Source organism: Pseudomonas sp. BIGb0558, from assembly GCF_024807515.1.
Taxonomy (GTDB): Bacteria; Pseudomonadota; Gammaproteobacteria; order Pseudomonadales; family Pseudomonadaceae; genus Aquipseudomonas; species Aquipseudomonas yamanorum_A.
This window is the reverse complement of sequence record NZ_JANUEW010000003.1, coordinates 265,726-288,090: the sequence shown is the minus strand read 5'-3', so window position 1 is coordinate 288,090 and position 22,365 is coordinate 265,726. Positions and strand designations below refer to the sequence as shown.

At 59.4% G+C, this 22,365-nt stretch carries 22 protein-coding genes; 13 read left to right on the top strand and 9 right to left on the bottom strand.

Annotated elements, in window-relative coordinates:
• Positions 1 to 132 precede the first annotated feature (132 nt).
• Positions 133 to 1,302 (bottom strand): aspartate aminotransferase family protein, encoded by a 1,170-nt coding sequence (locus M2400_RS07320; RefSeq protein ID WP_259196095.1) that lies wholly within the window; start codon positions 1,300 to 1,302, stop codon positions 133 to 135.
• Positions 1,303 to 1,405: 103 nt separating this feature from the next.
• Between M2400_RS07320 and M2400_RS07315 the strand changes: the two genes are divergently transcribed.
• Positions 1,406 to 2,311 carry a LysR family transcriptional regulator gene (locus M2400_RS07315; RefSeq protein ID WP_177045600.1) on the top strand — a complete coding sequence of 302 codons (906 nt, stop codon included), beginning with the start codon at positions 1,406 to 1,408 and terminating at the stop codon, positions 2,309 to 2,311.
• Here the strand turns inward: M2400_RS07315 and M2400_RS07310 are convergent.
• Positions 2,308 to 2,931 (bottom strand): HAD family phosphatase, encoded by a 624-nt coding sequence (locus tag M2400_RS07310; protein ID WP_259196096.1) that lies wholly within the window; start codon positions 2,929 to 2,931, stop codon positions 2,308 to 2,310. The two genes, M2400_RS07315 and M2400_RS07310, sit on opposite strands and share 4 nt — an antisense overlap.
• A gap of 195 nt (positions 2,932 to 3,126) precedes the next feature.
• Between M2400_RS07310 and M2400_RS07305 the strand changes: the two genes are divergently transcribed.
• Positions 3,127 to 4,359, top strand: a complete 1,233-nt coding sequence (locus tag M2400_RS07305; protein WP_259196097.1) for a CyaA/EF/ExoY family adenylyl cyclase toxin — start codon at positions 3,127 to 3,129, stop codon at positions 4,357 to 4,359.
• 65 nt (positions 4,360 to 4,424) lie between these two features.
• Here M2400_RS07305 and fabV read toward each other — a convergent pair whose 3' ends face one another.
• Positions 4,425 to 5,618 carry an enoyl-ACP reductase FabV gene (gene fabV / locus M2400_RS07300; RefSeq protein ID WP_177045604.1) on the bottom strand — a complete coding sequence of 398 codons (1,194 nt, stop codon included), beginning with the start codon at positions 5,616 to 5,618 and terminating at the stop codon, positions 4,425 to 4,427.
• A gap of 385 nt (positions 5,619 to 6,003) precedes the next feature.
• On the opposite strand from fabV, the gene M2400_RS07295 reads away from it, so the two are divergent.
• Positions 6,004 to 6,828 (top strand): aspartyl/asparaginyl beta-hydroxylase domain-containing protein, encoded by an 825-nt coding sequence (locus M2400_RS07295; protein ID WP_177075669.1) that lies wholly within the window; start codon positions 6,004 to 6,006, stop codon positions 6,826 to 6,828.
• A 147-nt stretch (positions 6,829 to 6,975) separates the two neighbouring features.
• Positions 6,976 to 8,349 carry a nucleotide 5'-monophosphate nucleosidase PpnN gene (ppnN, locus tag M2400_RS07290; protein ID WP_017477293.1) on the top strand — a complete coding sequence of 458 codons (1,374 nt, stop codon included), beginning with the start codon at positions 6,976 to 6,978 and terminating at the stop codon, positions 8,347 to 8,349.
• 1 nt (position 8,350) lies between these two features.
• Here the strand turns inward: ppnN and M2400_RS07285 are convergent, their stop codons facing one another.
• The gene (locus tag M2400_RS07285; protein ID WP_259196099.1) at positions 8,351 to 8,743 is read right to left on the bottom strand and encodes a RidA family protein; all 393 of its coding nucleotides are present in this window, start codon (positions 8,741 to 8,743) and stop codon (positions 8,351 to 8,353) included.
• Between the two features lie 98 nt (positions 8,744 to 8,841).
• Between M2400_RS07285 and M2400_RS07280 the strand changes: the two genes are divergently transcribed.
• The 3 genes from M2400_RS07280 to M2400_RS07270 all read left to right on the top strand — a co-directional run bounded on the left by M2400_RS07280 (position 8,842) and on the right by M2400_RS07270 (position 9,997).
• Positions 8,842 to 9,156 carry an AbrB/MazE/SpoVT family DNA-binding domain-containing protein gene (locus tag M2400_RS07280; protein ID WP_177045611.1) on the top strand — a complete coding sequence of 105 codons (315 nt, stop codon included), beginning with the start codon at positions 8,842 to 8,844 and terminating at the stop codon, positions 9,154 to 9,156.
• Complete coding sequence (locus tag M2400_RS07275; protein WP_177045612.1) at positions 9,153 to 9,548, top strand: PIN domain-containing protein; 396 nt, start codon at positions 9,153 to 9,155, stop codon at positions 9,546 to 9,548. Before M2400_RS07280 ends, M2400_RS07275 begins: the two co-directional genes overlap by 4 nt.
• 74 nt (positions 9,549 to 9,622) lie before the next feature.
• Complete coding sequence (locus tag M2400_RS07270) at positions 9,623 to 9,997, top strand: hypothetical protein (RefSeq protein ID WP_177045614.1); 375 nt, start codon at positions 9,623 to 9,625, stop codon at positions 9,995 to 9,997.
• Positions 9,998 to 10,012: 15 nt separating this feature from the next.
• On the opposite strand, the gene M2400_RS07265 is transcribed toward M2400_RS07270, so the two are convergent.
• The gene (locus M2400_RS07265) at positions 10,013 to 10,342 is read right to left on the bottom strand and encodes a YXWGXW repeat-containing protein (protein ID WP_063032202.1); all 330 of its coding nucleotides are present in this window, start codon (positions 10,340 to 10,342) and stop codon (positions 10,013 to 10,015) included.
• A 158-nt stretch (positions 10,343 to 10,500) separates the two neighbouring features.
• Positions 10,501 to 11,400, bottom strand: a complete 900-nt coding sequence (locus M2400_RS07260; RefSeq protein WP_259196102.1) for a DMT family transporter — start codon at positions 11,398 to 11,400, stop codon at positions 10,501 to 10,503.
• A gap of 97 nt (positions 11,401 to 11,497) precedes the next feature.
• Here M2400_RS07260 and M2400_RS07255 point away from each other — a divergent pair, with 97 nt between their 5' ends.
• Complete coding sequence (locus M2400_RS07255; RefSeq protein WP_259196103.1) at positions 11,498 to 12,346, top strand: LysR substrate-binding domain-containing protein; 849 nt, start codon at positions 11,498 to 11,500, stop codon at positions 12,344 to 12,346.
• Here the strand turns inward: M2400_RS07255 and M2400_RS07250 are convergent.
• Positions 12,343 to 13,239 (bottom strand): LysR family transcriptional regulator, encoded by an 897-nt coding sequence (locus M2400_RS07250; RefSeq protein ID WP_259196104.1) that lies wholly within the window; start codon positions 13,237 to 13,239, stop codon positions 12,343 to 12,345. The genes M2400_RS07255 and M2400_RS07250 overlap by 4 nt on opposite strands.
• A gap of 97 nt (positions 13,240 to 13,336) precedes the next feature.
• On the opposite strand from M2400_RS07250, the gene M2400_RS07245 reads away from it, so the two are divergent.
• Together M2400_RS07245 and M2400_RS07240 are read left to right on the top strand one after the other, a co-directional pair.
• Complete coding sequence (locus M2400_RS07245) at positions 13,337 to 14,008, top strand: NADPH-dependent F420 reductase (RefSeq protein ID WP_177045622.1); 672 nt, start codon at positions 13,337 to 13,339, stop codon at positions 14,006 to 14,008.
• 113 nt (positions 14,009 to 14,121) lie between these two features.
• Positions 14,122 to 17,049, top strand: coding sequence for an HD domain-containing phosphohydrolase (locus M2400_RS07240; RefSeq protein WP_259196105.1), 2,928 nt, complete (start codon positions 14,122 to 14,124; stop codon positions 17,047 to 17,049).
• An 89-nt stretch (positions 17,050 to 17,138) separates the two neighbouring features.
• Here the strand turns inward: M2400_RS07240 and mqo are convergent, their stop codons facing one another.
• Positions 17,139 to 18,785: a malate dehydrogenase (quinone) gene (gene mqo, locus M2400_RS07235; RefSeq protein ID WP_259196106.1), complete on the bottom strand. Its 1,647-nt coding sequence runs from the start codon at positions 18,783 to 18,785 to the stop codon at positions 17,139 to 17,141.
• Between the two features lie 493 nt (positions 18,786 to 19,278).
• Between mqo and M2400_RS07230 the strand changes: the two genes are divergently transcribed.
• Positions 19,279 to 20,466 (top strand): MFS transporter, encoded by a 1,188-nt coding sequence (locus M2400_RS07230; protein ID WP_177045626.1) that lies wholly within the window; start codon positions 19,279 to 19,281, stop codon positions 20,464 to 20,466.
• Between the two features lie 101 nt (positions 20,467 to 20,567).
• Here the strand turns inward: M2400_RS07230 and M2400_RS07225 are convergent, their stop codons facing one another.
• Positions 20,568 to 20,789 (bottom strand): hypothetical protein, encoded by a 222-nt coding sequence (locus M2400_RS07225; RefSeq protein ID WP_259196107.1) that lies wholly within the window; start codon positions 20,787 to 20,789, stop codon positions 20,568 to 20,570.
• A gap of 245 nt (positions 20,790 to 21,034) precedes the next feature.
• On the opposite strand from M2400_RS07225, the gene M2400_RS07220 reads away from it, so the two are divergent.
• Positions 21,035 to 21,172, top strand: a complete 138-nt coding sequence (locus tag M2400_RS07220) for a hypothetical protein (RefSeq protein WP_259196108.1) — start codon at positions 21,035 to 21,037, stop codon at positions 21,170 to 21,172.
• Positions 21,173 to 21,277: 105 nt separating this feature from the next.
• Positions 21,278 to 22,273 (top strand): tRNA dihydrouridine(20/20a) synthase DusA, encoded by a 996-nt coding sequence (gene dusA, locus M2400_RS07215; RefSeq protein WP_259196109.1) that lies wholly within the window; start codon positions 21,278 to 21,280, stop codon positions 22,271 to 22,273.
• The last annotated feature ends 92 nt before the right edge of the window (positions 22,274 to 22,365 follow it).

Here is a 22,365-nt window from a genome sequence, read left to right as displayed (position 1 = left end):
GCACCACCGCCATCGAGTTTGGCCAGGGACCCTGCGTCGGCAGCACCACCGCCATCGAGTTTGACCCGTGACCGAGGTGCGTCCTACGCAGCCTCGCTGGCGCTCGACAGCTGCTACGGAAGGTGGGTAGATCTAGTCCAGCAGCCGGGAAAGCGCCCGCACGATCATTTCCACTTCCTTGCCGTCAATGGTCAACGGCGGCAACAACCGAATGATCTTGCCCCGCGTCACGTTGATCAGCAGCCCATGCTCGTGCGCCGCGCGCTGGGCCAGGTCGCGGTGAGGCGTCGCCAGCTCAATGCCGATCATCAGCCCCTGCCCGCGAATCGCCAGCACCTGGGGATGTTCGCTCAACTCCACCCGCAAGCGCGCCAGCAACCGCTCGCCCTGTTGTGCCGCGTTGTCGAGCAGGCCTTGTTCTTCGATGATCTCCAGCACCGTACACCCCACCCGACAGGCCAGCGGATTGCCGCCGAAGGTGCTGCCATGGCTGCCAGGCGTAAACAATTGCGCCACGGCGGCCCGGGCCAGGCACGCACCAATCGGCACGCCGTTGCCCAGGCCTTTGGCCAGGGTCATCACATCGGGCACGATGCCTTCATGCTGGAAGGCAAACCAGCGACCGGTGCGGCCGATCCCGGTCTGGATCTCATCGAGCATCAATAACCAACCTTGGCGAGTGCAGTGCTCGCGCAAGGCTTTCAGGTAACCCGCCGGCGCGACTTGCACACCGCTTTCGCCCTGGATCGGCTCCAGCAGCACCGCGACAATCCGCGCGCCGAACTCCTCGGTCACCGCCTCCAGCGCCTTCAAGTCACCGAAGCCGACCTTGATAAAGTCCCCCGGCAGCTTTTGAAACCCCAGCCGCACGGAAGGCCCGTCGCTGGCAGACATAGTGCCCAGGGTGCGCCCGTGGAAAGCATTCTCCATCACCACCACCAGAGGCTGTTCGATACCCTTTTTCCAGCCATGCAACCGCGCCAGCTTCAGCGCCGTTTCGTTGGCCTCGGCCCCGGAATTGTTGAAGAAGGCCTGGTCCAGCCCGGAAAGCTGGGTGAGGCGCTGGGCCAGCCGCTGCTGCCAGTCGATGCTGTAGAGGTTGGAGGTGTGCAGCAGCAAACCGGCCTGCTCACTGATGGCCGTCACCAACCGTGGGTGGGAGTGGCCGACATTCGTCACCGCCACACCCGCCACGGCATCCAGGTATTCACGACCCTGCTGGTCCCACAGGCGCGTGCCAAGGCCACGGGTAAAGCTCAGGGGCGACGGTTGATAAGTGGTCATCAGGCAGGCGGCGGTCATGGCGTGAGGCTCCAGTGCATCGTAGTGATGGCGCCAGTATCGTTAGCCACCCGAGCTGGATAAACTGCGCATTCCTGCAATCACTTTAAATCAAGGCTTTATAATGGATCTGTTCCAGGCGATGACGGTGTACGTGAAAGTGGTGGAAGCCGGCAGCATGACGGCGGCGGCGCAGGCGTGCGGCATGTCCACCACCATGGTCGGCAATCACCTGCGCGCCCTGGAGCAACGCCTGGGCGTCAGCCTGCTCAAGCGCACCACCCGCAAGCAAAGCCTGACCGAGTTTGGCGGGATTTATTACCAGCGTTGCCTGGAAGTACTCGGGCTGGTGTCCGACTCCGAACAGATGGCCGAACAAGCCAACAGCGACGTACCCAAGGGCCTGCTGCGGATCACTGCGCCACCGGCCTTTGGCACCGAGCGCCTGGCACCGGCACTCAGTGAATTTTCCCAGCGCTATCCCCAGATCAAGCTGTACGTAGTGCTGAGCAATCAGCGGATGGACATGGTCGACAGCGGCTTCGACGTGGCCATCCGCCTGGGGGAGCTGGACGCTCCTAGCCTGATTGCCCGGCCGATGCTGGATTACACCATCACCCTCTGCGCTTCCCCGGGTTACCTGGCGCGGCGTGGCACGCCCCAACTCCCCGATGATCTGCAGGAGCACGACTGCCTGGCATTCGCCTACCCGGCGACCGACGACTGGCGCAACGCCGACAAACTGTGGCGCATGCGCGGTGTAGAGGGCGAAGTGGAAATTCCCGTTTCCGGCTCGTTGACCATCAACAGTTCCCAGGCCTTGCGCCAGGCGGCACTGGAAGGCATGGGCATCGTGATGCTGCCGGACGCACTGGTAGAGCCCGACCTGCGGGCCGGGAAGCTGGTGGCGTTATTGACGTCCTACCAACTGCCCAGCCGGCCGATGCATTTACTGTACGCCCAGGACCGCTATCGCCTGCCCAAGCTGCGGGCCTTTGTGGATTTCGTCATGGAAAAGTGGGCGCGCTAAAGGCTCACTCCGAGCTCACCTAAGCGTTCGCGTGTCTGCCCGGCAGACACGTGATGAATCCCCTGCCAGCCCAAGGCAATGGCCGCCTCGGCATTACCGGCCACGTCATCAATAAACACCACTTCAGCCGGCTGGATATCTGGCAGATGGGCACGCACCTGCGCCAGGCTGGCGTGGTAGATCGCGGCATCGGGCTTGATCAACTTGATTTCGCCAGACACCACGATGTCGCGAAAATACTGCAGGAACGGATAGTTGGCACGGGCGTAGGGAAAGGTCTCGGCGGACCAGTTGGTCAGGCCGAACAGTGGCATCTTCGCCTCATGCAACGCTTCCAGAATCGCCACGCCTTCAGGCAATGCGCCACGCAGCATCTCGTGCCAGCGGTCGTAGTACGCCTGGATCAAGCGTTCGTGTTGGGGGTGTTCGGCGATCAGCGTGCGGGTCGCATCGGCCAGGCTGCGGCCGGCATCCTGCTCGGTGTTCCAGGCCTGAGTGCAGACCGTGTCCAGGAACTGCTGGCGCTCGTGGTCGTCGGCAATCAGTTGGCGGTAGAGATGGTGCGGGTTCCAGTCGAACAGGACACCGCCGAAATCAAAAACAACTGCGCGAATCGTCATAAGGACATCTCCGTTTAAAACACCTGCAGATGCAGGATAAATGGATTACATAAATATGCATCGAAACACTTCAGATATTTCCGACAGCACGGACTAGACGGGTTGCTTAGTGTCGAAGGTGCAATCGGTCACACATTTGTCTGGAAGGGAACTCCATAAAACTTACGACATGTCGCAACGAATTGGAGGTAACCCATGAACACTCTTAATAGTTCTCTTATTTCTCCATCCAGCGCCAGCAGAGCAATACTGGAAAATCGCCAAATTGAACAGCACGGCGGATCGGTCACGCTGGAAAAACGGTCCGTGCAGTCGGTTATCGAACGGGTCAAGGACCAGACCGCAATTGCGTCAAGCCATCTTGCACCTTTCCAGCGCCTGGCCGCTGAGCACAACACCATCATAGGTGTACGTGCCGTCGAGCCAGTGGCAACCGGGCTGATCGAGGCAGGGCATCCCACCAAAGACTTTCATATCAAAGGCAAAAGTGCCGACTGGGGGCCGCAGGCCGGCCTGATCTGCGTGGATCAGGGGCTCAGTAAACTGGAGAAGTTTTCTGAAACCAATCCGCAGAGAATCGCCAAGGCCAGCGAGCAAACCACCAGTTGCATCCAGGATGGCTATGCGGTTTCAGTTCCGCTGACGGTGGCGAGCAACCGCCTTAACGACCTGCTGAAGCTCGGCAAAATCGATCAACTCCAACCCGAGACTCCTGACGGCGTCATACGCTTCAATGCACAGGGACCCAGCCATAAAATCTACGCATTCGAAGGCAAGCGCCAATCACCTTTAGATAACGACTTTCAAATCACCCACCAAGGCAAGCCTGTCGAAGTGCTGGCAAAAACCGAAGGCGGCAAAGCCCTGACGGCTGACTATGATTTGCACTTGATCGGCCCGCACATGAGTGACCTCGGCCCGCAAGACAAGCTACTCGTGCCGGATGTCGCCCACAGCGTATTTAAGGAGCGGGTTGATGGCTATAAACAACGCAGTGCAGATCCCAATCAATACAAGGCGCCAAATGAACTGCGCGAAGACTATGAAAGCGCTGATCGTTTTTATCAAAAGGAAGACAGCAACATCGGCAATGCCACGTCGCGAATAGCGAACATGATCCCGGCGATCAATGAGGCGCTGGTGGGGAAGGGAGAGCGGGTGGTTCACCACAGTACGGATTCAGGGAGCCCGGTGGCTGATGTTGCTGCCAACTACCCGGTAACCTTTTTCCTGCCGGCCAAACTCGGACGGTTCGACGAAATCGCCATCATCAATGACAGCAAGGAAATGGCAGAACTGATCCGGACAGCCAAAGACAGTGGTTACCACATGCCCTTGAACCCACTGTGGGAAAAAGAAGTGGTAAACGTCAGGCGGCCCGCGTTCAGCGAGGCACAGGCGCGCCTCTCTTCATCCCGCACCGCCTGAAGTTGTGAAGTAACCCGCCGCGGCCTTGATGACACCTCTTCAAGGTCGCGGCCTGCTCACATCGCTCAGGCCTGAACCAGGCCCTGGATCTTCACGGTTGGATTGACGTCAGCGTCGTAGTCCACGCCGTCGATCTCGAAACCGAACAGGCGGAGGAACTCCGCCTTGTAGCCGGCAAAATCGCTGATCTCGTTGACATTGTCGTCGGAGACCTGATTCCACAGTGCCGCGACCGCGTCCTGAACCTTCGGCTCAAGTTCCGCGAGGTCGGCACGCAGGCGGCCGTCGGCGTCGAGCTTGGGCTCTTTGCCGTACAGGCTGTCCTTGAACAGGCCATAGACCTGCTCGATGCAACCTTCGTGGGTGCCCTGTTCTTTCATCACTTTAAACAGCAGCGACAGGTACAGCGGCATGATCGGGATCGCCGAGCTGGCCTGGGTGACCACGGCCTTGAGCACCGACACACGGGCGTCGCCCTTCAGTGCAGCAAGGTTTTCGCGCAGGGTCAGGACTTTCTTGTCCAGGTCCTTCTTGGCTTCGCCGATGGAACCGTTCCAGTAGATGTCCTGGGTCAGCTTCTCGCCGAGGTAGGTGAACGCGGTGGTCTTGGCGCCTTCGGCCAACACGTCGGCGTCACGCAGGGCGTCGATCCACAGCTGCCAGTCTTCGCCGCCCATGACTTTCACGGTGCCGTCGATTTCTTCCTGGGTGGCCGGCTCAAGGGTGGTGTCGACCACGACGCCCTTGTCGGTGTTGATACCGCGCAGGGTCACGGCCTTGCCGATCGGCTTGAGGGTGGAGGTGTGCACCACGCCTTGCGGGTCGGTACGGCGTGGCGCGGCCAGGCTGTAGACCACCAGGTCGATCTTGCCGAGGTCTTTCTTGATGGTTTCGATGGTCAGGCGCTTGATCTCGTCAGAGAACGCGTCGCCGTTGATGCTCTTGGCGTACAGGCCTTTTTCCAGTGCGAACTTCTCGAAGGCGGCGCTGTTGTACCAGCCGGCAGAGCTGAGCTTGCCCTCTTCGCCTTCTTTCTCAAAAAACACGCCCAGGGTGTCGGCGCCGCAGCCAAAGGCAGCGCTGATGCGCGCGGCCAGGCCGTAGCCGGTGGAAGCCCCGAGGACCAGCACCTTTTTCGGGCCGCCTTCAATGGCACCGTGTTGGGTCACGTAGTCGATCTGCTCTTTGACGTTCGCTTCACAGCCAACCGGGTGAGCGGTCACACAGATAAAGCCACGAACCCGCGGTTTGATGATCATAAAATTTCTGCCTCTTCCAAGGTGCCGAAGGCCAATGGTGGCCATTACAGCGTCAATCGTACCGGTCTATGACGCCCGGAAAACCGAAGCGTCACGATAGTCGCAAATCTTCTGTTCACAAAATGCTATCCGCAACACTGCTGATCCGGCTATTAGCCGAGGTGTTTTAAAGGGACAACGGTAAAAAACTGTGCAGTGACTTCACAAATTTCCAGCATTTAAAACGCCACCTGAGCGCGATAACACCCTATCATGACCATATTATTTCGATATGTTTCAGCTCGGGCATGATGCCCTACGGGTTGACTGACTCCTTTGCCTGGCCTGCCAGTCGATCGCGGACGGTTTTGAAGCAATCGAAAACCGCCCGATGGAGCCAAGTTTCATGAGTAAGAGTGTCATCCGCAAACGCCTGGCGTCCGCCGCCTGGGTCCTTGGCGTATTGCTGTTCATCTATTGCTTCCCGAAAACCACCCTGGTGTTTCTGCTGCTGGTGGTGTTCTGCGGGCTGTATGACTTCCTGCGCAATGGCCTGTACGACGGCACGACCATCAAGAAGTATTTCATCGGCAATGGTCGCAATACCTGGCTGCTGGCACCCTTCAACACGCTGTTTGACCTGTTGAGCCAGCGCAATCGCCACGTTTATAAAATGAACGACCTGCCACCGGCCTGGCGCGAAGACCTGCAGAAGGTCATCGACGACGCCATGGCCAACAAGGACGAAATCATTCAGTACCTGGATGAGCGCATGGCCGAGAAAAAGCGCGGCATGTTGTTCTTCCAGTGGTACGGCCGTCCGATCGAGACCACTCTGGATATTCCGCAACTGCGGGAAAAACTGCCCTATGTGAAAACCATCGGCGTGTCGGTGTTCAATGAAAACCGCTCCACCTCGTTTCACTTCGGCCCGCTACGCATGATGTTCCGGGTGCTCTACAACATGGCACCGGCGCCCCATCACGACGGCGTTTACATCCAGGTCGGCAAGCACAAGCACTACTGGCACGATGACCCGCTGTTTATCTTCGATGACACGCTGATGCACGCCTCCTTCAACAAGAACGACGCCAAGCGCTACTGCCTGTTCATCGATATCGTGCGGCCCACCCGGGTGCCGTCCGTGCTCAACGGCCTGATCGCCGGCTTTGCCGGAGCGGTCTTTACCTTGCGGCGGTTTTTCTACAAAAACTGGAAGCTGATTCAGTAACTTCTGCGGCATGATGGTGCGCGACGGTATTTGCGCTCGGCTCCAGTGCCGGGGAAAATGCCAGTCCAATGCGACCGTTAACGGCGCGCACTATCCTCAAGCCACTGGCCTTCCATGGTCCGGTGGCTGTGCTTTCAGGGAATCAGAATGCCCCAAAGACAAGTCATCAATGCCTCCGTAAGCCCTAAAGGCAGCCTTGAAACGCTGTCGCAACGTGAAGTCCAGCAACTGAGCGAAGCCGGTACCGGCAGCATCTACACCCTCTTCCGTCAATGCGCCCTGGCCATCCTCAACACCGGCGCGCATATCGACAACGCCAAGACCATCCTCGACGCCTATAAAGACTTCGAAGTACGCATCCACCAGCAGGACCGTGGCGTGCGCCTCGAACTGTTGAACGCCCCGGCTGACGCCTTCGTCGATGGCGAAATGATCGCCAGCACCCGGGAAATGCTGTTCAGCGCCCTGCGCGACATCGTCTACACCGAAAACGAACTGGACAGCCAGCGCATCGACCTGAGCAGCTCACAGGGCATCACCGACTACGTGTTCCACCTGTTGCGCAACGCCCGCACCCTGCGCCCGGGCGTGGAGCCGAAGATCGTGGTGTGCTGGGGCGGGCACTCGATCAATACCGAAGAATACAAATACACCAAGAAAGTCGGCCACGAACTGGGCCTGCGCAGCCTCGACGTGTGCACCGGCTGCGGCCCCGGCGTGATGAAAGGCCCGATGAAGGGCGCGACCATTTCCCACGCCAAGCAACGCATTACCGGCGGGCGCTACCTGGGCCTGACCGAGCCGGGGATCATCGCCGCCGAGGCGCCGAACCCGATCGTCAACGAGTTGGTGATTTTGCCGGACATCGAAAAGCGCCTGGAAGCCTTCGTGCGCGTCGGCCACGGCATCATCATCTTCCCGGGCGGCGCCGGCACGGCTGAAGAGTTCCTGTACCTGCTGGGCATCCTGATGCACCCGGACAACCACGACGTGCCGTTCCCGGTGATCCTCACCGGGCCGAAACACGCCGCGCCGTACCTGCAACAGCTGCACGCGTTTGTGGGCGCAACCCTGGGGGAAGCGGCCCAGGCTCACTACCAGATCATCATTGATGATCCGGCAGAAGTGGCGCGGCAGATGACGGCCGGCCTGAAAGCGGTCAAACAGTTCCGCCGCGAGCGCAACGACGCGTTCCACTTCAACTGGCTGCTGAAGATCGACGAAGGCTTCCAGCGCCCGTTCGACCCGACCCACGCCAACATGGCCAGCCTGCAACTGAGCCACGCCCTGCCGCCCCACGAACTGGCGGCCAACCTGCGCCGGGCGTTCTCCGGGATCGTGGCGGGCAACGTCAAGGACAAGGGCATTCGCCTGATCGAGCAGAACGGGCCGTATGAGATTCATGGCGACCCGGCGATCATGAAGCCGCTGGATGAGTTGCTGAAGGCATTTGTGGAGCAGCACCGGATGAAACTGCCGGGCGGCGCTGCGTACGTGCCGTGCTATCGCGTGGTGCAGTAAGTCAGCGCTGAACCGCGACGCACTTGATCTCCAGCAGCAAGCCTGGATTGGCCAGTTCCGATACGCCAATGACCGTCCAGGCGCACAACCCTCGCGGGAACAGGCGGTTTTTCACTTCACGGAAAACCGCCATGTGTTCGCTCATGTTCACGTGGTAAGTGGTCATGTCGACCACGTCTTCAAACGTACAACCCCCCTCCTCCAACACCAGCCGCAGGCTCTCCCAGGCTGCGACGAATTGCGCCTCGGGGTCGGTGATGACTTCCAGCCTTTCCGTGCGGCCGATCTGGCCTGCGCAGTACAACGTCTTGCCGACTTTTACGGCCGGCACGTAGCCGGCGCGCTCGACGATGGGTTGCATGGAGGTGGGGATGATGAGGTGGCGGTCGGTCATATGTTGTATCTCTTGAGGCCGGTATCAGGCGTGTCGACAGGGACAGTTCGGACTATCGTTTTACCTGTTCCGACCCACCCACGCCAGATGAGTAATCTATGGACCAATGGATCTTGCCCTCCACAATTCCTTACCCTAAGGTAAGGAGTATCACGAGAGAGGCTTTCAACATGGCTACCGCCACACTTACTTCAAAAGGACAAATCACCATCCCTGTTCAAGTCCGCGCCGCGCTTGGGCTGGACACTGGCGACCGGGTCGAATTTGTGGAAATGGAAGAAGGCAAATTCGCCATCATCGCGGCCAGCAAAACCGTACTGGACCTCAAAGGGCTGATCCGCAAACCCGCCAAACCTGTCAGCATCGAAGCAATGAACCTGGCCATCGCTGCGCAGGGGGCAAAAGCACGATGATCGGACTGGATACCAATGTGCTGGTGCGCTATGTCACCCAAGATGACCCCGTTCAATCGCCAAAAGCATCCAGACTGATCGAATCTCTCACCACTTCCTCGCCGGGTTTCGTCAGCCTGGTTTCAGTGGTGGAGTTGGTATGGGTCCTCCAATCCAGCTACCAGTGCGCCAAGAGTGAAGTGGTTGCCGTCCTGGAAACGCTGCTACGCACCCGGGAACTGACTGTAGAACACGCCGAAGTCATCTGGCAGGCACTGCGGCGATTCACAAGCACCAAGGCCGACTTCGCCGACTGCCTGATTGAACGCTGTGCCCACGCAGCTGGATGTGAATATACGGCGACATTTGACACCAACGCAGCCAAGGCTACAGGCATGCGGCGGCTGACATGAGACGCCGCGTTGCAGCAGCGTTCAGGCTTTGGTAGAAAATGCCGTTACCGACTTTATCCAGAGATACGACCAACGTGCGCACGCTTCTTCTCGCCGGCTTGACGTTAACGTCCCCACTGGCCTTCGCCGAAACCATCACCTGGCCCGACCTGCCCTCCACCTGCTTCGTCAGTGGCCGCTCCGCCACCAGCCAGGATGTGGATACCGGTTGTGCGGCATTTCTGATCAATGTGAAAGGCCAGGCGGCAGGCACGCCGATCAAGCTGGATATCCCGCAGTACGCGATGCATGTCGACGAAGCCACAGGCAAGCAAACACCAGTGATCCTCATCCAGGCGGAAGAGAATGGCGATGTAAAAGCCGTGGGCTACAAGGAGCTGGGCACCGGCCAGTTGGGCGCGGCGCTGCTCAGGGAAGTTCGGCTTCTGGGTACACAGAAGCCGATTTAAGCGACTGCAATACGGTCAGCGAACCCAACCGCCGCCCTGCCAGTGATAGCCGTCATTGCGTTGTACCCAATGCGGATGCACGTAGCGATAACCTGGACGCTCCGGCTCCCAGTGGCCGTGCACCGCCACATAACGCCCGCCTTCCCAGCGCCAGTAACCCCGCGACCACAGGTAGCCTGGCCGCCCTTCGGGCTCGACCTCGATGACCTGCACCGGCGGCGGTTGCGGCGCGACGACTTCTACATATTCACGCTGCACCGGTCGTCGATCATGCACGACCCGCTCCTCTACACACCCGGAAGCCGCGACGACCAGCGCCGCCAATGCCGCATAACGTAACAACATACAGAATCCTCGGGCGTCACCGCCCAGCGTTTACACCAGTAAAAAATGCCCCCTTGTTCCAGCCGCGCTCCTGCTTGGCTATAAGACTTTTTAACAGGTGCCAACTGTCAGGTTGCTGAACCTGCGGGCAGACGGCAGGTAAAGAAAAACTGACCTTTTCAAGAGGTACACACTGCGACCGGTTGTTTCAGGCGCACCAGAATCAGGCCTGCCACCACCACGGCGATCCCTATATACGTCGATGCATAAATCACGTCGCCGAACATCAGTGCGGCCCAGACCAATGTCACCGGGGGCTCCAGGTACACCAGCGCCGCCACATGGGTGGCCGTCATCACCCGCAACAACATCCACAGGCTCAGGTAAGCGAGGAAGGTAGAAAACACCGTCAGCCAAAGGATGGAGATCAACACATCGGGGGCCCGGGGAATGCTCAACGTATCGGTGTAGAGCACCGCTGCGGCAAAACCGATCAAGGTCAACGACGACTGGATAAACAACGCCAGGGCAAGGTCGCCGGACTGAGCCTGGGCCGAACGTCGTTCATACAGCGTGGCGACGGTCAGCCCCAGCGCCGACACCAGGGGCAATGCATACATGACCAGCCCGACATCGGCTCCGCTGTTGCGGTATTGCCCCGAGATCACAATCGCCACGCCGGCAAAACCGATCATCAGCCCCAGCCACTGCCAGCCACCACTGCGCTCGGCCACGCTGCCCGATGACAGGGCCGCCGTCATCAACGGCTGCAAGGCCGCGATGATCGCCGCAATCCCCGGTGGCAACCCGTTCTGGATCGCCACGTAGACACAGCTCAAATAGAGAAATTGCGAGAGGAACCCGATTACGGCGTGATGGCGGATCCGCGCCCAGGAAACCTTCAGCAGCCGCACGTTCAAGAACAGCGCCAGGCACAGCGACACCAGCAGAAAACGCCAGAACAGCACGTTGAACACCCCATCACTACGGGCCGCCAATTTCGCGCCGATAAAGCCCGAACTCCACGACAGCACGAAGACTATCTGTAACAGCAGCAGCCCTAAGGTCGATCGTTTCATTGAGCCTCCGGTTCGCTTGATTGACCGAAAGGCTAAGGGCCGCGCATGATTCTGTATATTTGAATAGTCTGCACCACTAATCCATAAAAGTGGAATCATGAGTAAACAACTGAACATCGACCTGTTGCGCACCTTTCACGCGGTAGCCCGCTTTCAGCGATTCAACGAAGCGGCCAACCACGTGCACCGCAGTGCCTCCACGGTGACCACACAGATTAAAAAGCTCGAAGAGCAAGTCGGCCAGCGCCTGTTCAGCCGCAGCAACCAGGGGGTTGAGCTGACCATGTACGGCAAGAAACTCCTGGGTGAAACCACCGAGTTCCTCAAGAGCCATGATCGCCTGCTGGCCTCCATCACGCCGCAACGCATGCAGGGCAAGATCCGCCTTGGCCTGCCTGACTCTTACGCACCAGACTTCATGCAGGATTTTCTGCCGCGCCTGGTGGCCGACAACCCGCTGCTGGAATTGGAGGTGGAAGCGCGTTCCAGTGGCGAACTGCTCACGTTGTTCGGCAGCAAACAGCTGGACCTGGCCCTGATTGTCAGCGCCCTGCCCTTGGAACAGGGCGAACGCCTGGGGGAAATCCAGCCACTGTGGGTCGCCGCCGAACACTTCAGCTATCCACAGCAGGCGCCGTTACCGATTGCGGTGCAACTGTCAGGCTGCCCTTATCGCGCCGCCGCGATTCGGGCGCTGAAGGAGCACGGCACTTACTATCGGGTGCTGCTGGAAAGTGCCAGTTCGCCTGCCGTTGAAGCGTGCATTCGCAGTGGCATGGCGGTGGGCCTGGTGGAAGAAAGCCGCATGGGCAAGGGATTGACCCGAGTGATTGCCGGGGCCCAATTGCCTCCATTGCCGGTGCATCACCTGTATCTGCTTTGCGATAGCAGCAACCTGCTGGCGCTGCATGTGTATGAGCAGGTCAAAGTCGGCTTCAGCGTCTAGGGCGGGCCGAAACGCAACAGCACCGCGTCGACAAATCGCCGCAGCTTGGCGGTGCGCTGGCGGTTCGCGGTGTAGAGCAAATGCATCTGCCGGCTCGGCGCTTCAAACTCCGGCAGCACGCGCACCAGTTCGCCGCGCGCCAGGGCCGAACGCAAAAAATCTTCTGGCCCCAGGACAATGCCAAAGCCATCCAGCGCCGCAGTCATCAACGCCCGGCTTTCATTCACGTGCAGGCGGCTGGTGACTTGCGCCTTGTGCAAGACGGCGCCTTGGTAGAACGACCATTCGCGATCGACCGGGCGCGACCAGTAGGCGTATCCCAGGCACTCGTGGTGTTCAAGGTCTGTCGGCGTCAGCGGCGTACCGCGCTCGGCCAGGTATTTGGGTGCGGCACAGACCACCAGACGGTAGGGCTGCAACGGCCGGGCGGTGAGGCTGCTGCTTGCCAGAGGGCCGATACGGAACGCCACTTCGTAGCCCTCCTCCACCAAGTCGACAAACCGGTCGGTCAGGTGCAGGTCGATTTCCACCTCGGGGTTGTCCCGTAGAAACCCGGTCACCAGCGGCATCAGGCTGTAGGAGCCAAACGTCACGGGAGCGCTGATCTTGAGCTTGCCCCGCGGCGTGTCATTCATGATCTGTGCAAGGGAGTCCGCCGCCTCAGCCTCCGTCAGGATATGTTTGCAGCGCTCGTAGTAAGCACTCCCGAGCTCCGTCAGGCTTTGCCGACGCGTGGTGCGGTTGAGCAAGCGGGCGCCCAGCCGATGCTCCAGGGCCGCCACATGCTTGGCCACCATCTGCGGCGACAGGCTCAAACGCTCCGCCGCACGGGCGTAGGACCCCATCTCGGCAGCCGTCACAAAGGCATTCATGCTTGAAAGGCGGTCCATCATTCACCACTCCCAGTAACAACACCAAGATCAGAATGGCCATTTATCGCCATCCAGTCGCTAATCATCATAACGGCTCTCTCAACCCAGGAGCACCGACATGAAAATTGGCATCATCGGAGCAGGCTTTATCGGACGCGCCGTTGCGCAGTTGGCATTGGCCGCCGGCCATGAAGTGATGTTGAGCAACTCCCGTGGCCCTCAGTCAATGACCAGCGTGCGCAGCGGCATTCGCGGGGTTCAAGTGGGCACTGCGCAAGATGCAGCGCAATTTGGCGACCTGGCACTGCTGGCCATTCCGTTCGAGCATTACCGCAGCGTGCCGGCGCAGTGGCTGGAAGGCAAAATCGTGATGGATGCCAACAACTACTACCCGGATCGCGATGGCCATATTCCAGTGCTCGACCGTTTTGAAACCACCACCAGCCGGTTGGTCGCCGAGCACCTGTCGCAGTCGACGGTGGTGAAAGTGTTCAACGCCATCCTGGCGCCGGATTTGACCCAGGACGCGCGCAGCAGCGGCGCACCCGATCGGCGTGCGCTGCCGGTCGCTGCGGATGATCCGGCCGCCAAGGCGCAAGTGATTGCCTTGCTGGACGACATAGGCTTTGACGCAGTGGATGCCGGCGGGCTGGATGAGAGCTGGCGGTTTGAACGCGCCAAACCTGCGTACTGCATTCCACTGGACAAAGAGGGGCTGAAGGCGGCCCTGGCGGCGGCGGAGCGCCAAGTAGAGCTGCCCGCCGGTGACTGGTACACGTCCAGACCGTAAACCCTGTAAAACCCCGCCGGCCACTGTCGTGTTCGGCGGATCCCCAGGCACTGCCGGCCCCGTAAATACGACCTATAGTCACACGACGATCAATTTCGCAGGGGTGCTGCAAAATGCCATCTCGTCGCGTCCCTCTCTATGTGCACCTTTCCTACCTGTTCGTCGGGTTGCTGCTGCTCTTTGCGCTGATCAACCTCAGCTATCAATTCCTGCAGACCAAGCGGTTCATGGCCGATGAAGCCCGTTCGCGCTTCGAGATCGCCGGCCAGCTCACCCTCAAAGAGTTGCAGAACCTGTACGGACCCGCCCAGCTCACCGTTGGCCTGCTGTCACAGCAGCGCCTGATGAACGCCACCACCCTGGATGAACGCCTCGACAGCCTGCCCTTCCTGGTGACGATGCTGAAGGCGCAGCCGGCGGTGCGAGGGGTTTACATGGGATACGGCAATGGCGATTTTTTCATGCTGTTTCGCGGGGATGAAAACCCTGCACGAGATCCAAGGCTGGCACCGCCAACAGGCACCGCCTGGACCCTGCAGAACATCCAGGCACACGATGGCAAACCTGTCGGCGAGTATCTCTACTTGAACGCCGATCTGTCCGTGATGGAGCGCCGGGCTGATCCAGCCAACCAGTTCGATCCCCGCACCCGCAGCTGGTACACAGGCGCGAAATCCGCAGGAAAGCTGTTTGCAACCCAGCCATACCCGTTTTTCGGCACCGAGGACGTGGGGGTCAGTTTTGCTCAGCCTACGCAAAATGGTGCCGGAGTCGCTGGCATCGATATCAGCTTGCACTCTATCGACCAACTTCTGCAGTCGGCCAAAATCACCCCGGGCTCACACCTGACCATCCTCAATCATAAAAACGAGGTGATCAGCTCTGAAAAGGGTTCGCGGCTGATATCGAACAGCAATGGCGAAAATCGCCTGGCGCGCCTGGATGAGCTAAGCCTGCCGGTGACTCAACAATTTGTGGCGGCAGCGGCCACCCAACACAACGACCGATTAAGCCTCGGTACCCGCGACGGTGAATGGCAAGGCATGCGCGTTGAACTGCCGTTGGCGGGCACGGAAAATCTTTCCCTATGGATGACAACGCCGTATCGAGAGCTGATGGCCAATGCGATTGCCACCCGCAATCACGGCTTGTTCATCTCCCTGGCGTTTCTTGTCGTGAGTATCCTGGTGGCCCTGGCCATGTCCCGTGCGGCATCCCGGCCGTTGGCGGCACTCACCCATCAGGCTACGCAAATAGAACAATTCAACTTTGAGGCATCAACGCAGGTTAAATCGAACATCGCCGAGGTCATCGACCTGGCACATGCCATGGGCAGCATGAAGTCCACCATTCAGCACTTTCTGGAACTATCGACGGTGCTGTCCAGCGAGACCAACTTCCAGAACCTGCTGGCGCGTTTGCTGATGGAAATGCAGGAGACCACCGGTGCCAAAGGCGGCTTGATCTATCTGGCCGATGCCCATGCCGGCCACTTGAAAGTGGCGCGAGTGCGTTGGGGCAATGAGTTACAGGAAACCGCCGAGGGCAAGCCGATTGAACTGGCCGACAACCCGAACCACCCACTGGTGCAGGCACTCAATACGCCCCAGGCAAAGCCTGCGCGATTGAGCCGGGAACAACTGCAGACTCATTTTGGTTTTCTGAAGGATATCCAAACCTCACTGACGCTTTGGGCTTTACCGCTGAAGGACCGCAGCGGCCTGTTGCTGGGCGCCGTCGTGTTGCTGGTGGATGAGAACGAACGGCGACTGACACCCTCGCTCATGGCCTTCGTGGAAGCCTTGTCGAGCACCGCCGCCATCGCCCTTAACACCCAGCGCCTGATCGATGAGCAGAAGACCTTGCTGGAGTCGTTTATCCAGCTGATCGCCGGCGCAATCGATGCCAAGAGCCCCTACACCGGCGGCCACTGCCAGCGCGTACCTGAGCTGACGAAGATGCTCGCCCACGCGGCCTGTGCTGAAAGAGACGGGCCATTCAAGGATTTCGCGCTCAATGAGGAGCAGTGGGAGGCGCTGCATATCGCGGCGTGGCTGCACGACTGCGGCAAAGTCACCACGCCTGAATATGTGGTGGATAAAGCCACCAAACTTGAAACGCTGTACGACCGAATTCATGAAGTGCGGATGCGTTTCGAAGTGCTCAAGCGCGACGCCGAACTCGACTACTGGAAAAGTATCGCCGCTGGAGGTGCGGCCGAAACATTTCAGATAGAACTGGCTGAGAAGCTCGCGCAACTGGATGACGATTTTGCCTTTGTGGCCCAGTGCAATATTGGCGGAGAGTTTATGGCGCCGGACCGTGTTGAACGCGTGCAGAAGCTGGCCAACTACACGTGGCGTCGCACCCTCTCGGACCGTATCGGCGTTTCCAACGAAGAAAGTGCCCGTAAACAACGTTCGGCCGAAGCAGAACTTCCAACCATGGAACCCTTATTGGCAGATCGTGCCGATCACCTGTTCCCGCGCAGCAGCCGCGAAACCCTGAGTGATGACAATCCGTACGGCTTCAAGGTCAAGGTTCCGGAACACCTCTACAACCGCGGGGAGCTTTATAACCTGTGTATCAGCCGCGGCACCCTGACCGAAGAAGAGCGCTACAAGATCAACGAGCACATCATCCAGACCATCAGCATGCTGGAAAAACTGCCGTTCCCGCGTCACCTCCAGCAAGTCCCGGAAATAGCTGGCGGCCACCATGAGAAAATGGACGGCAACGGCTACCCGAAGCGTCTCACCCGCGAACAGATGAGTTGGCCGGCACGCATGATGGGGATCGCGGATATTTTCGAGGCGCTGACAGCCGTCGACAGGCCCTATAAAAAGGGCAAGAAGTTGTCGGAGGCGATCAAGATCATGGGCTTTATGAAAAAGGATCGGCACATCGACCCGGAGATTTTCGACCTGTTCCTGCGCTCGGGGATCTACCTTGAATACGCCCGGCGTTACCTGCCCGAGGAATTGATTGATGCGGTGGATATCCAGCCCTACCTGGACATGAACTGCACTGAAGACGCTTGATTTGCAGCCAACAAAAAGCCCGCTGACCGTTACCGGTTCAGCGGGCTTTTTACATCGGTTTGGTCCTGAATCAGGACCTCACCGGCGTCTTACAGTGCGAGGTCAGAAGCTGGCTTGCTCGGCTCAGCCGCAGGCTTGGCAGCCTCGGTGGCTTTTGGAGCAGTCAGCTGCGGAATCGCTGGCGGAGGCGTCAGCTGCAGAATGTTGGCGGTGTAGGCCCATTCTTTAGCAACAGCTTCAGGGCTGTCGTTCAGCTTGGTGCCGTAGCTAGGCACGATCTGGTGCAGCTTTTCCTGCCAGGCCGGGGACGCAACCTGTTCCTTGAACACTTTCTGCAGCACGGTCAGCATGATCGGAGCCGCGGTGGACGCGCCTGGCGATGCACCCAACAGGCCTGCAATGGTGTTGTCGGCGGAGCTGACCACTTCGGTACCGAGTTTCAGGACGCCGCCCTGCTCTTCGTCACGCTTGATGATCTGCACGCGCTGACCGGCTTGCCACAGGCGCCAGTCGGATTGCTTGGCGTTCGGGAAGTACTCTTGCAGCGCCTTGAAGCGGTCGTCATCCGACAGCATCAGTTGGCCGGCGAGGTACTCGACCAGTGGGTATTCGCGGATACCGACTTTGGTCATTGGCCAGATGTTGTGGGTGGTGGTGCTGGTCAGCAGGTCCAGGTACGAGCCTTCTTTCAGGAACTTGGTCGAGAAGGTGGCGAATGGGCCAAACAGAATCACGCGCTTGCCATCCAGCACGCGGGTGTCCAGGTGCGGAACCGACATCGGCGGTGCGCCAACCGACGCTTTACCGTAGGCCTTGGCCAGGTGCTGCTCGGCAATCGTTGGGTTATCGGTCACCAGGAACGAACCGCCAACAGGGAAGCCTGCGTATTCCTTGGCTTCAGGAATGCCCGACTTCTGCAGCAGGTGCAGTGCACCGCCGCCCGCGCCGATGAACACGAACTTGGCGTCAGTCGACGTCTTGGTGCCGTCTTTCAGGTTTTTGTAGCTGACACGCCACGAACCGTCGGCGTTCTTGGTGATGTCCTGCACTTCGCTCGACAGTTTCAGGTCGAACTTCGGCGTAGTTTGCAGGTGAGCGACGAACTGGCGGGTGATCTCGCCGAAGTTCACGTCCGTACCGATCGGGGTCCAGGTGGCCGCGATTTTCTGGTTCGGGTCACGCCCTTCCATCATCAGCGGGACCCACTTCTTGATCTGCACCGGGTCTTCGGAGTACTGCATGCCGGCGAACAGCGGGCTCGCTTGCAGCGCGTCGTAACGCTTCTTCAGGAACTTGATGTTGTCATCGCCCCACACAAAGCTCATGTGCGGAGTGGAGTTGATGAACGAACGCGGGTTCTTCAGGACGCCCTGCTGAACCTGCCAGGACCAGAACTGACGGGAGATCTGGAACGCTTCGTTGATCTCGACCGCTTTCGGGATTTCAACGTTGCCGTTCTTGTCTTCCGGGGTGTAGTTCAGCTCAGCCAAAGCCGAGTGACCGGTACCGGCGTTGTTCCAGCCGTTGGAGCTTTCTTCGGCCACGCCATCGAGGCGCTCGACCATCTCCATCGACCAGTCCGGTTGCAGCTCGTTGAGCCACACACCCAGGGTCGCACTCATGATGCCGCCGCCGATCAGCAGCACATCGACTTTCTTTGCCTCTTCCGCGTGAACGGACGTGATCCCCATCGACAAAGCCAGCCCCAGCAGGGCAGTGTTTACTTTTTTAAACATCAGTAGCACCTATGATAAAACGCCATCCGCCCCACCGCCCCTGATCATGGGCAACCCTCAATCACGCTGCGCCAGGCAACGCACCGCGGGGTTTGCACATTCACATGAGGACCGCAGGGTGGGCACACAAGGCCGACGTATCGACCTCACTTTTATGTCCCTTCTGCGCTGACTTCTTATCATTATTGGCTTCAGCTACCTGGACGACAGCCAACCGCCGGGACGTATACGGGTGTACGCACCGGAGAAAGACTAGACCAAGACGGCGCGCAGAATATCACGGCAAACAGCCGGTATGCGCTGTTTGGCCAATTGACAGCTCTAAATCGCGGGTTTTAACGCCCAAGTGTCAAGCGCGACAGGCGCGACGTGGGGTCACAGGCCGTTTGATGAAACTGAACTCTGCGGCATAAGGCTGTTCTAGACAGCTTCGTCGCTGCTTGCGTAGCATCGGCGGCTGTCCTTCGTGCACTTCTTCCAAACAGAGTTACCCATGACTATCCAGCAAACACCCGGGCACGTGCTGCCCGCGCGCAGCGCCGCCAAAATGGAAGCTGCCATGGCCGTGGGCGCCTTCGCGATCGGCACCGGCGAATTCGCCATCATGGGCTTGATGCCCGACATCGCCCACAATTTGAATTTGAGTGAACCCCAGGTCGGCCACGCCATCAGTGCCTACGCGTTGGGCGTAATGGTCGGCGCCCCGCTGCTGGCCATCCTCGGCGCCAAGCTGCTGCGCAAACACATGCTGCTGTTGCTGATGGGCCTGTACGCCCTGGGCAACCTCGCCACCGCCTTCACCCCGACCTTCGGCTCGCTGGTGGCCTTCCGCTTCATCAGCGGCCTGCCCCACGGCGCCTACTTCGGCATCGCCGCCGTGGTCGCCTCCAGCATGGTGCCCAACGACAAACGCGCCGGCGCCGTGGCCCGCGTAATGATGGGCCTGACCCTGGCCATGCTGCTCGGCAACCCCATCGCCACCTTCCTCGGCCAACACCTGGGCTGGCGCTCGGCGTTTGCACTGGTCAGCGTGATTGCCCTGTGCACCATCGCGTTGGTCTGGCAGTTCGTACCGGATCGCCACGACGAACCCCGCAGCGACCCGCGCAAAGAACTGCGCGCCTTCACCAAACCGCAGGTATGGATGGCGCTGTCCATTGGCGCTATTGGTTTTGCCGGGATGTTCTGCGTATTCAGCTACCTGGCGCCGACCATGCTTGAAGTGACCAAAGTCTCGCCGCAGTGGATTCCATTCGGTTTGGCTGCGTTTGGCGTAGGCGGCATCATCGGCAACATCGCCGGCGGCAAACTGTTTGATCGCCTGCAATTTCGCGCGGTGGGCTGGATTATGGTGTGGTCGATGGCCGTGCTGATCTTCTTCACCTTCGCCGCGAGTTCGCTATGGAGCGTACTGCTGGGCATCGGCCTGGTCGGCACCATGATCGCCATGGCCGCGCCGCTGCAAATCCGCTTGATGGACATTGCACATGAAGCGCCGAGCCTGGCGGCGGCGTCCAACCACGCGGCATTCAACCTGGCGAATGCGCTGGGGCCTTGGTTGGGTGGGATGGCGATTACAGCGGGGTATGGGTGGACCAGCACTGGATACATCGGTGCTGCAACAGCGTTGGTAGGTTTGGGCATCTACCTGATCGCCCGACGCATGAAAGGCGGTCACTAACGCCACACCTCCAAAGCCTGCCCACGATCCAGTGTGGGAGCGGGCTTGCTCGCGAAAGCGGTGGGTCAGTCACTGAGTAAATGACTGCCCCACCCGCTCAGTCAGTCATCATGCATCAACCCAGAACCATACTCGCCATAACTACTCCCTAGCGCACTGCCCCCGAAATTCATCTTGGCGGCTTTGCTGGGGCTATGGTCGCCAAAGGCCTGGCATCCGCCGGTGAAACAAGGGTCGCTGCTCACTTCCGACGAACCCGTCGAACAAGCGCTCAACAGCAAAGTGCCAGCGACCATCACGACCTTGACGAGATTGGAGATCATTTTTCAGTTCCCTTGGCTGGACGCGTAGGCATATACGCTTATGAGGCGAGCGTAGACCTCAATGTCAGTGGGAATTATGAAACTTTGCCGTACGACAGGATTGGTTCAGCTTGATGTCGTTTTGGCGACGAATTATCCCGGCACATATTCTGATTGGCGATATCAACAGTTAGCCCCTACATATTAAAGCCGACCAGGCATCAATTCAGATGAACCTGCGACCTACGTACAGGGAAGCTCAAGTAATGGCTAAAGACGAAAAAACCAGTGAAAGCGTCGCTTCAAAGGCAGCCAAGCTGCTGGCGGATCCAAGCACTCCGCCGGATGTAAAATCTGTCGCAGCGTCGGCGCTGACTCAAGCGCCGGAAAAAAAGAAGAAATAGGTTGGAACGGCGCCAGGGCGGCGGAAGCTCTGGCACTGACCGCCACGGGAGCAGGCACATTCCTGTTAAACTATCCGCCCTTCGCCTTATCCACCTCAGATCCTAATGTCCTCACCTATAGCACCAACGCCATCGTTCTCCCGTCGCTTCTCTGTTGCTCCGATGATGGATTGGACGGACAGGCACTGCAGGTACTTCCTGCGCCTGCTCTCCAAAAACGCACTCCTCTACACCGAGATGGTGACCACCGGCGCAATCCTCCACGGCGATCACGACCGCTTCCTGCGCCACAACGAGGCCGAGCATCCGCTTGCGTTGCAGTTGGGCGGTAGCGTCCCGGCTGACCTGGCCGCCTGTGCCCGCATGGCCCAGGACGCCGGCTACGACGAGGTGAACCTCAACGTCGGCTGCCCCAGCGACCGGGTGCAGAACAATATGATCGGCGCCTGCCTCATGGCGCACCCTGCTCTGGTGGCAGATTGTGTGAGGGCCATGCAGGACGTGGTCTCGATCCCTGTAACGGTAAAGCACCGCATCGGTATCAACGGCCGGGACAGTTACGCCGAGCTGTGCGATTTCGTCGGCCAGGTGAAAGACGCAGGCTGCACCAGTTTCACCGTGCATGCACGAATCGCCATCCTGGAAGGTCTGTCACCGAAGGAAAACCGGGATATTCCGCCATTGCGCTACGACGTGGCGGCGCAGTTGAAGCAGGATTTCCCGGAGCTTGAGATCATTCTCAACGGTGGGATCAAGACCCTTGAGCAGTGCCAGGAGCATCTGCAGACCTTCGACGGCGTGATGCTGGGCCGCGAGGCTTATCACAATCCGTATTTGCTGGCCGAGGTGGATCAACAACTGTTTGGCAGCACTGCGCCGGTGATCACGCGCGCCGAGGCGTTGGCGCAGTTGCGTCCCTATATAGCCGAACACCTGGCGACAGGTGGATCAATGCATCACATCACGCGCCACGTACTGGGGCTGGGGACCGGTTTCCCAGGGGCGCGGAAGTTTCGGCAGTTGTTGTCGGTGGATATTCATAAGGCCAGTGATCCGCTGGCGTTGCTGGATAAGGCCGGGGAGTTGTTGGAGGGGCGGTGATTGGGGTGTCAGTGGGTTTATTGGGTGGCTGATACGATGCTTTCGCGAGCAAGCCCGCTCCCACATTTGGATGGGGGCGCATCAGGGAGATT

Excerpts from the sequence above, each read along its gene's own strand:
- M2400_RS07265 (WP_063032202.1), bottom strand. The coding sequence starts at position 10,342 with ATGTTGTTACGTTATGCGGCATTGGCGGCGCTGGTCGTCGCGGCTTCC.
- dusA (WP_259196109.1), top strand. The coding sequence starts at position 21,278 with ATGTCCTCACCTATAGCACCAACGCCATCGTTCTCCCGTCGCTTCTCT.
- M2400_RS07305 (WP_259196097.1), top strand. The coding sequence starts at position 3,127 with ATGAACACTCTTAATAGTTCTCTTATTTCTCCATCCAGCGCCAGCAGA.
- M2400_RS07245 (WP_177045622.1), top strand. The coding sequence starts at position 13,337 with ATGAAAATTGGCATCATCGGAGCAGGCTTTATCGGACGCGCCGTTGCG.
- fabV (WP_177045604.1), bottom strand. The coding sequence starts at position 5,618 with ATGATCATCAAACCGCGGGTTCGTGGCTTTATCTGTGTGACCGCTCAC.
- M2400_RS07280 (WP_177045611.1), top strand. The coding sequence starts at position 8,842 with ATGGACCAATGGATCTTGCCCTCCACAATTCCTTACCCTAAGGTAAGG.
- M2400_RS07250 (WP_259196104.1), bottom strand. The coding sequence starts at position 13,239 with ATGATGGACCGCCTTTCAAGCATGAATGCCTTTGTGACGGCTGCCGAG.
- M2400_RS07240 (WP_259196105.1), top strand. The coding sequence starts at position 14,122 with ATGCCATCTCGTCGCGTCCCTCTCTATGTGCACCTTTCCTACCTGTTC.
- M2400_RS07320 (WP_259196095.1), bottom strand. The coding sequence starts at position 1,302 with ATGACCGCCGCCTGCCTGATGACCACTTATCAACCGTCGCCCCTGAGC.
- M2400_RS07295 (WP_177075669.1), top strand. The coding sequence starts at position 6,004 with ATGAGTAAGAGTGTCATCCGCAAACGCCTGGCGTCCGCCGCCTGGGTC.
- M2400_RS07230 (WP_177045626.1), top strand. The coding sequence starts at position 19,279 with ATGACTATCCAGCAAACACCCGGGCACGTGCTGCCCGCGCGCAGCGCC.
- M2400_RS07285 (WP_259196099.1), bottom strand. The coding sequence starts at position 8,743 with ATGACCGACCGCCACCTCATCATCCCCACCTCCATGCAACCCATCGTC.
- M2400_RS07220 (WP_259196108.1), top strand. The coding sequence starts at position 21,035 with ATGGCTAAAGACGAAAAAACCAGTGAAAGCGTCGCTTCAAAGGCAGCC.
- M2400_RS07260 (WP_259196102.1), bottom strand. The coding sequence starts at position 11,400 with ATGAAACGATCGACCTTAGGGCTGCTGCTGTTACAGATAGTCTTCGTG.
- M2400_RS07310 (WP_259196096.1), bottom strand. The coding sequence starts at position 2,931 with ATGACGATTCGCGCAGTTGTTTTTGATTTCGGCGGTGTCCTGTTCGAC.
- M2400_RS07255 (WP_259196103.1), top strand. The coding sequence starts at position 11,498 with ATGAGTAAACAACTGAACATCGACCTGTTGCGCACCTTTCACGCGGTA.
- M2400_RS07225 (WP_259196107.1), bottom strand. The coding sequence starts at position 20,789 with ATGATCTCCAATCTCGTCAAGGTCGTGATGGTCGCTGGCACTTTGCTG.
- ppnN (WP_017477293.1), top strand. The coding sequence starts at position 6,976 with ATGCCCCAAAGACAAGTCATCAATGCCTCCGTAAGCCCTAAAGGCAGC.
- M2400_RS07275 (WP_177045612.1), top strand. The coding sequence starts at position 9,153 with ATGATCGGACTGGATACCAATGTGCTGGTGCGCTATGTCACCCAAGAT.
- M2400_RS07315 (WP_177045600.1), top strand. The coding sequence starts at position 1,406 with ATGGATCTGTTCCAGGCGATGACGGTGTACGTGAAAGTGGTGGAAGCC.
- mqo (WP_259196106.1), bottom strand. The coding sequence starts at position 18,785 with ATGTTTAAAAAAGTAAACACTGCCCTGCTGGGGCTGGCTTTGTCGATG.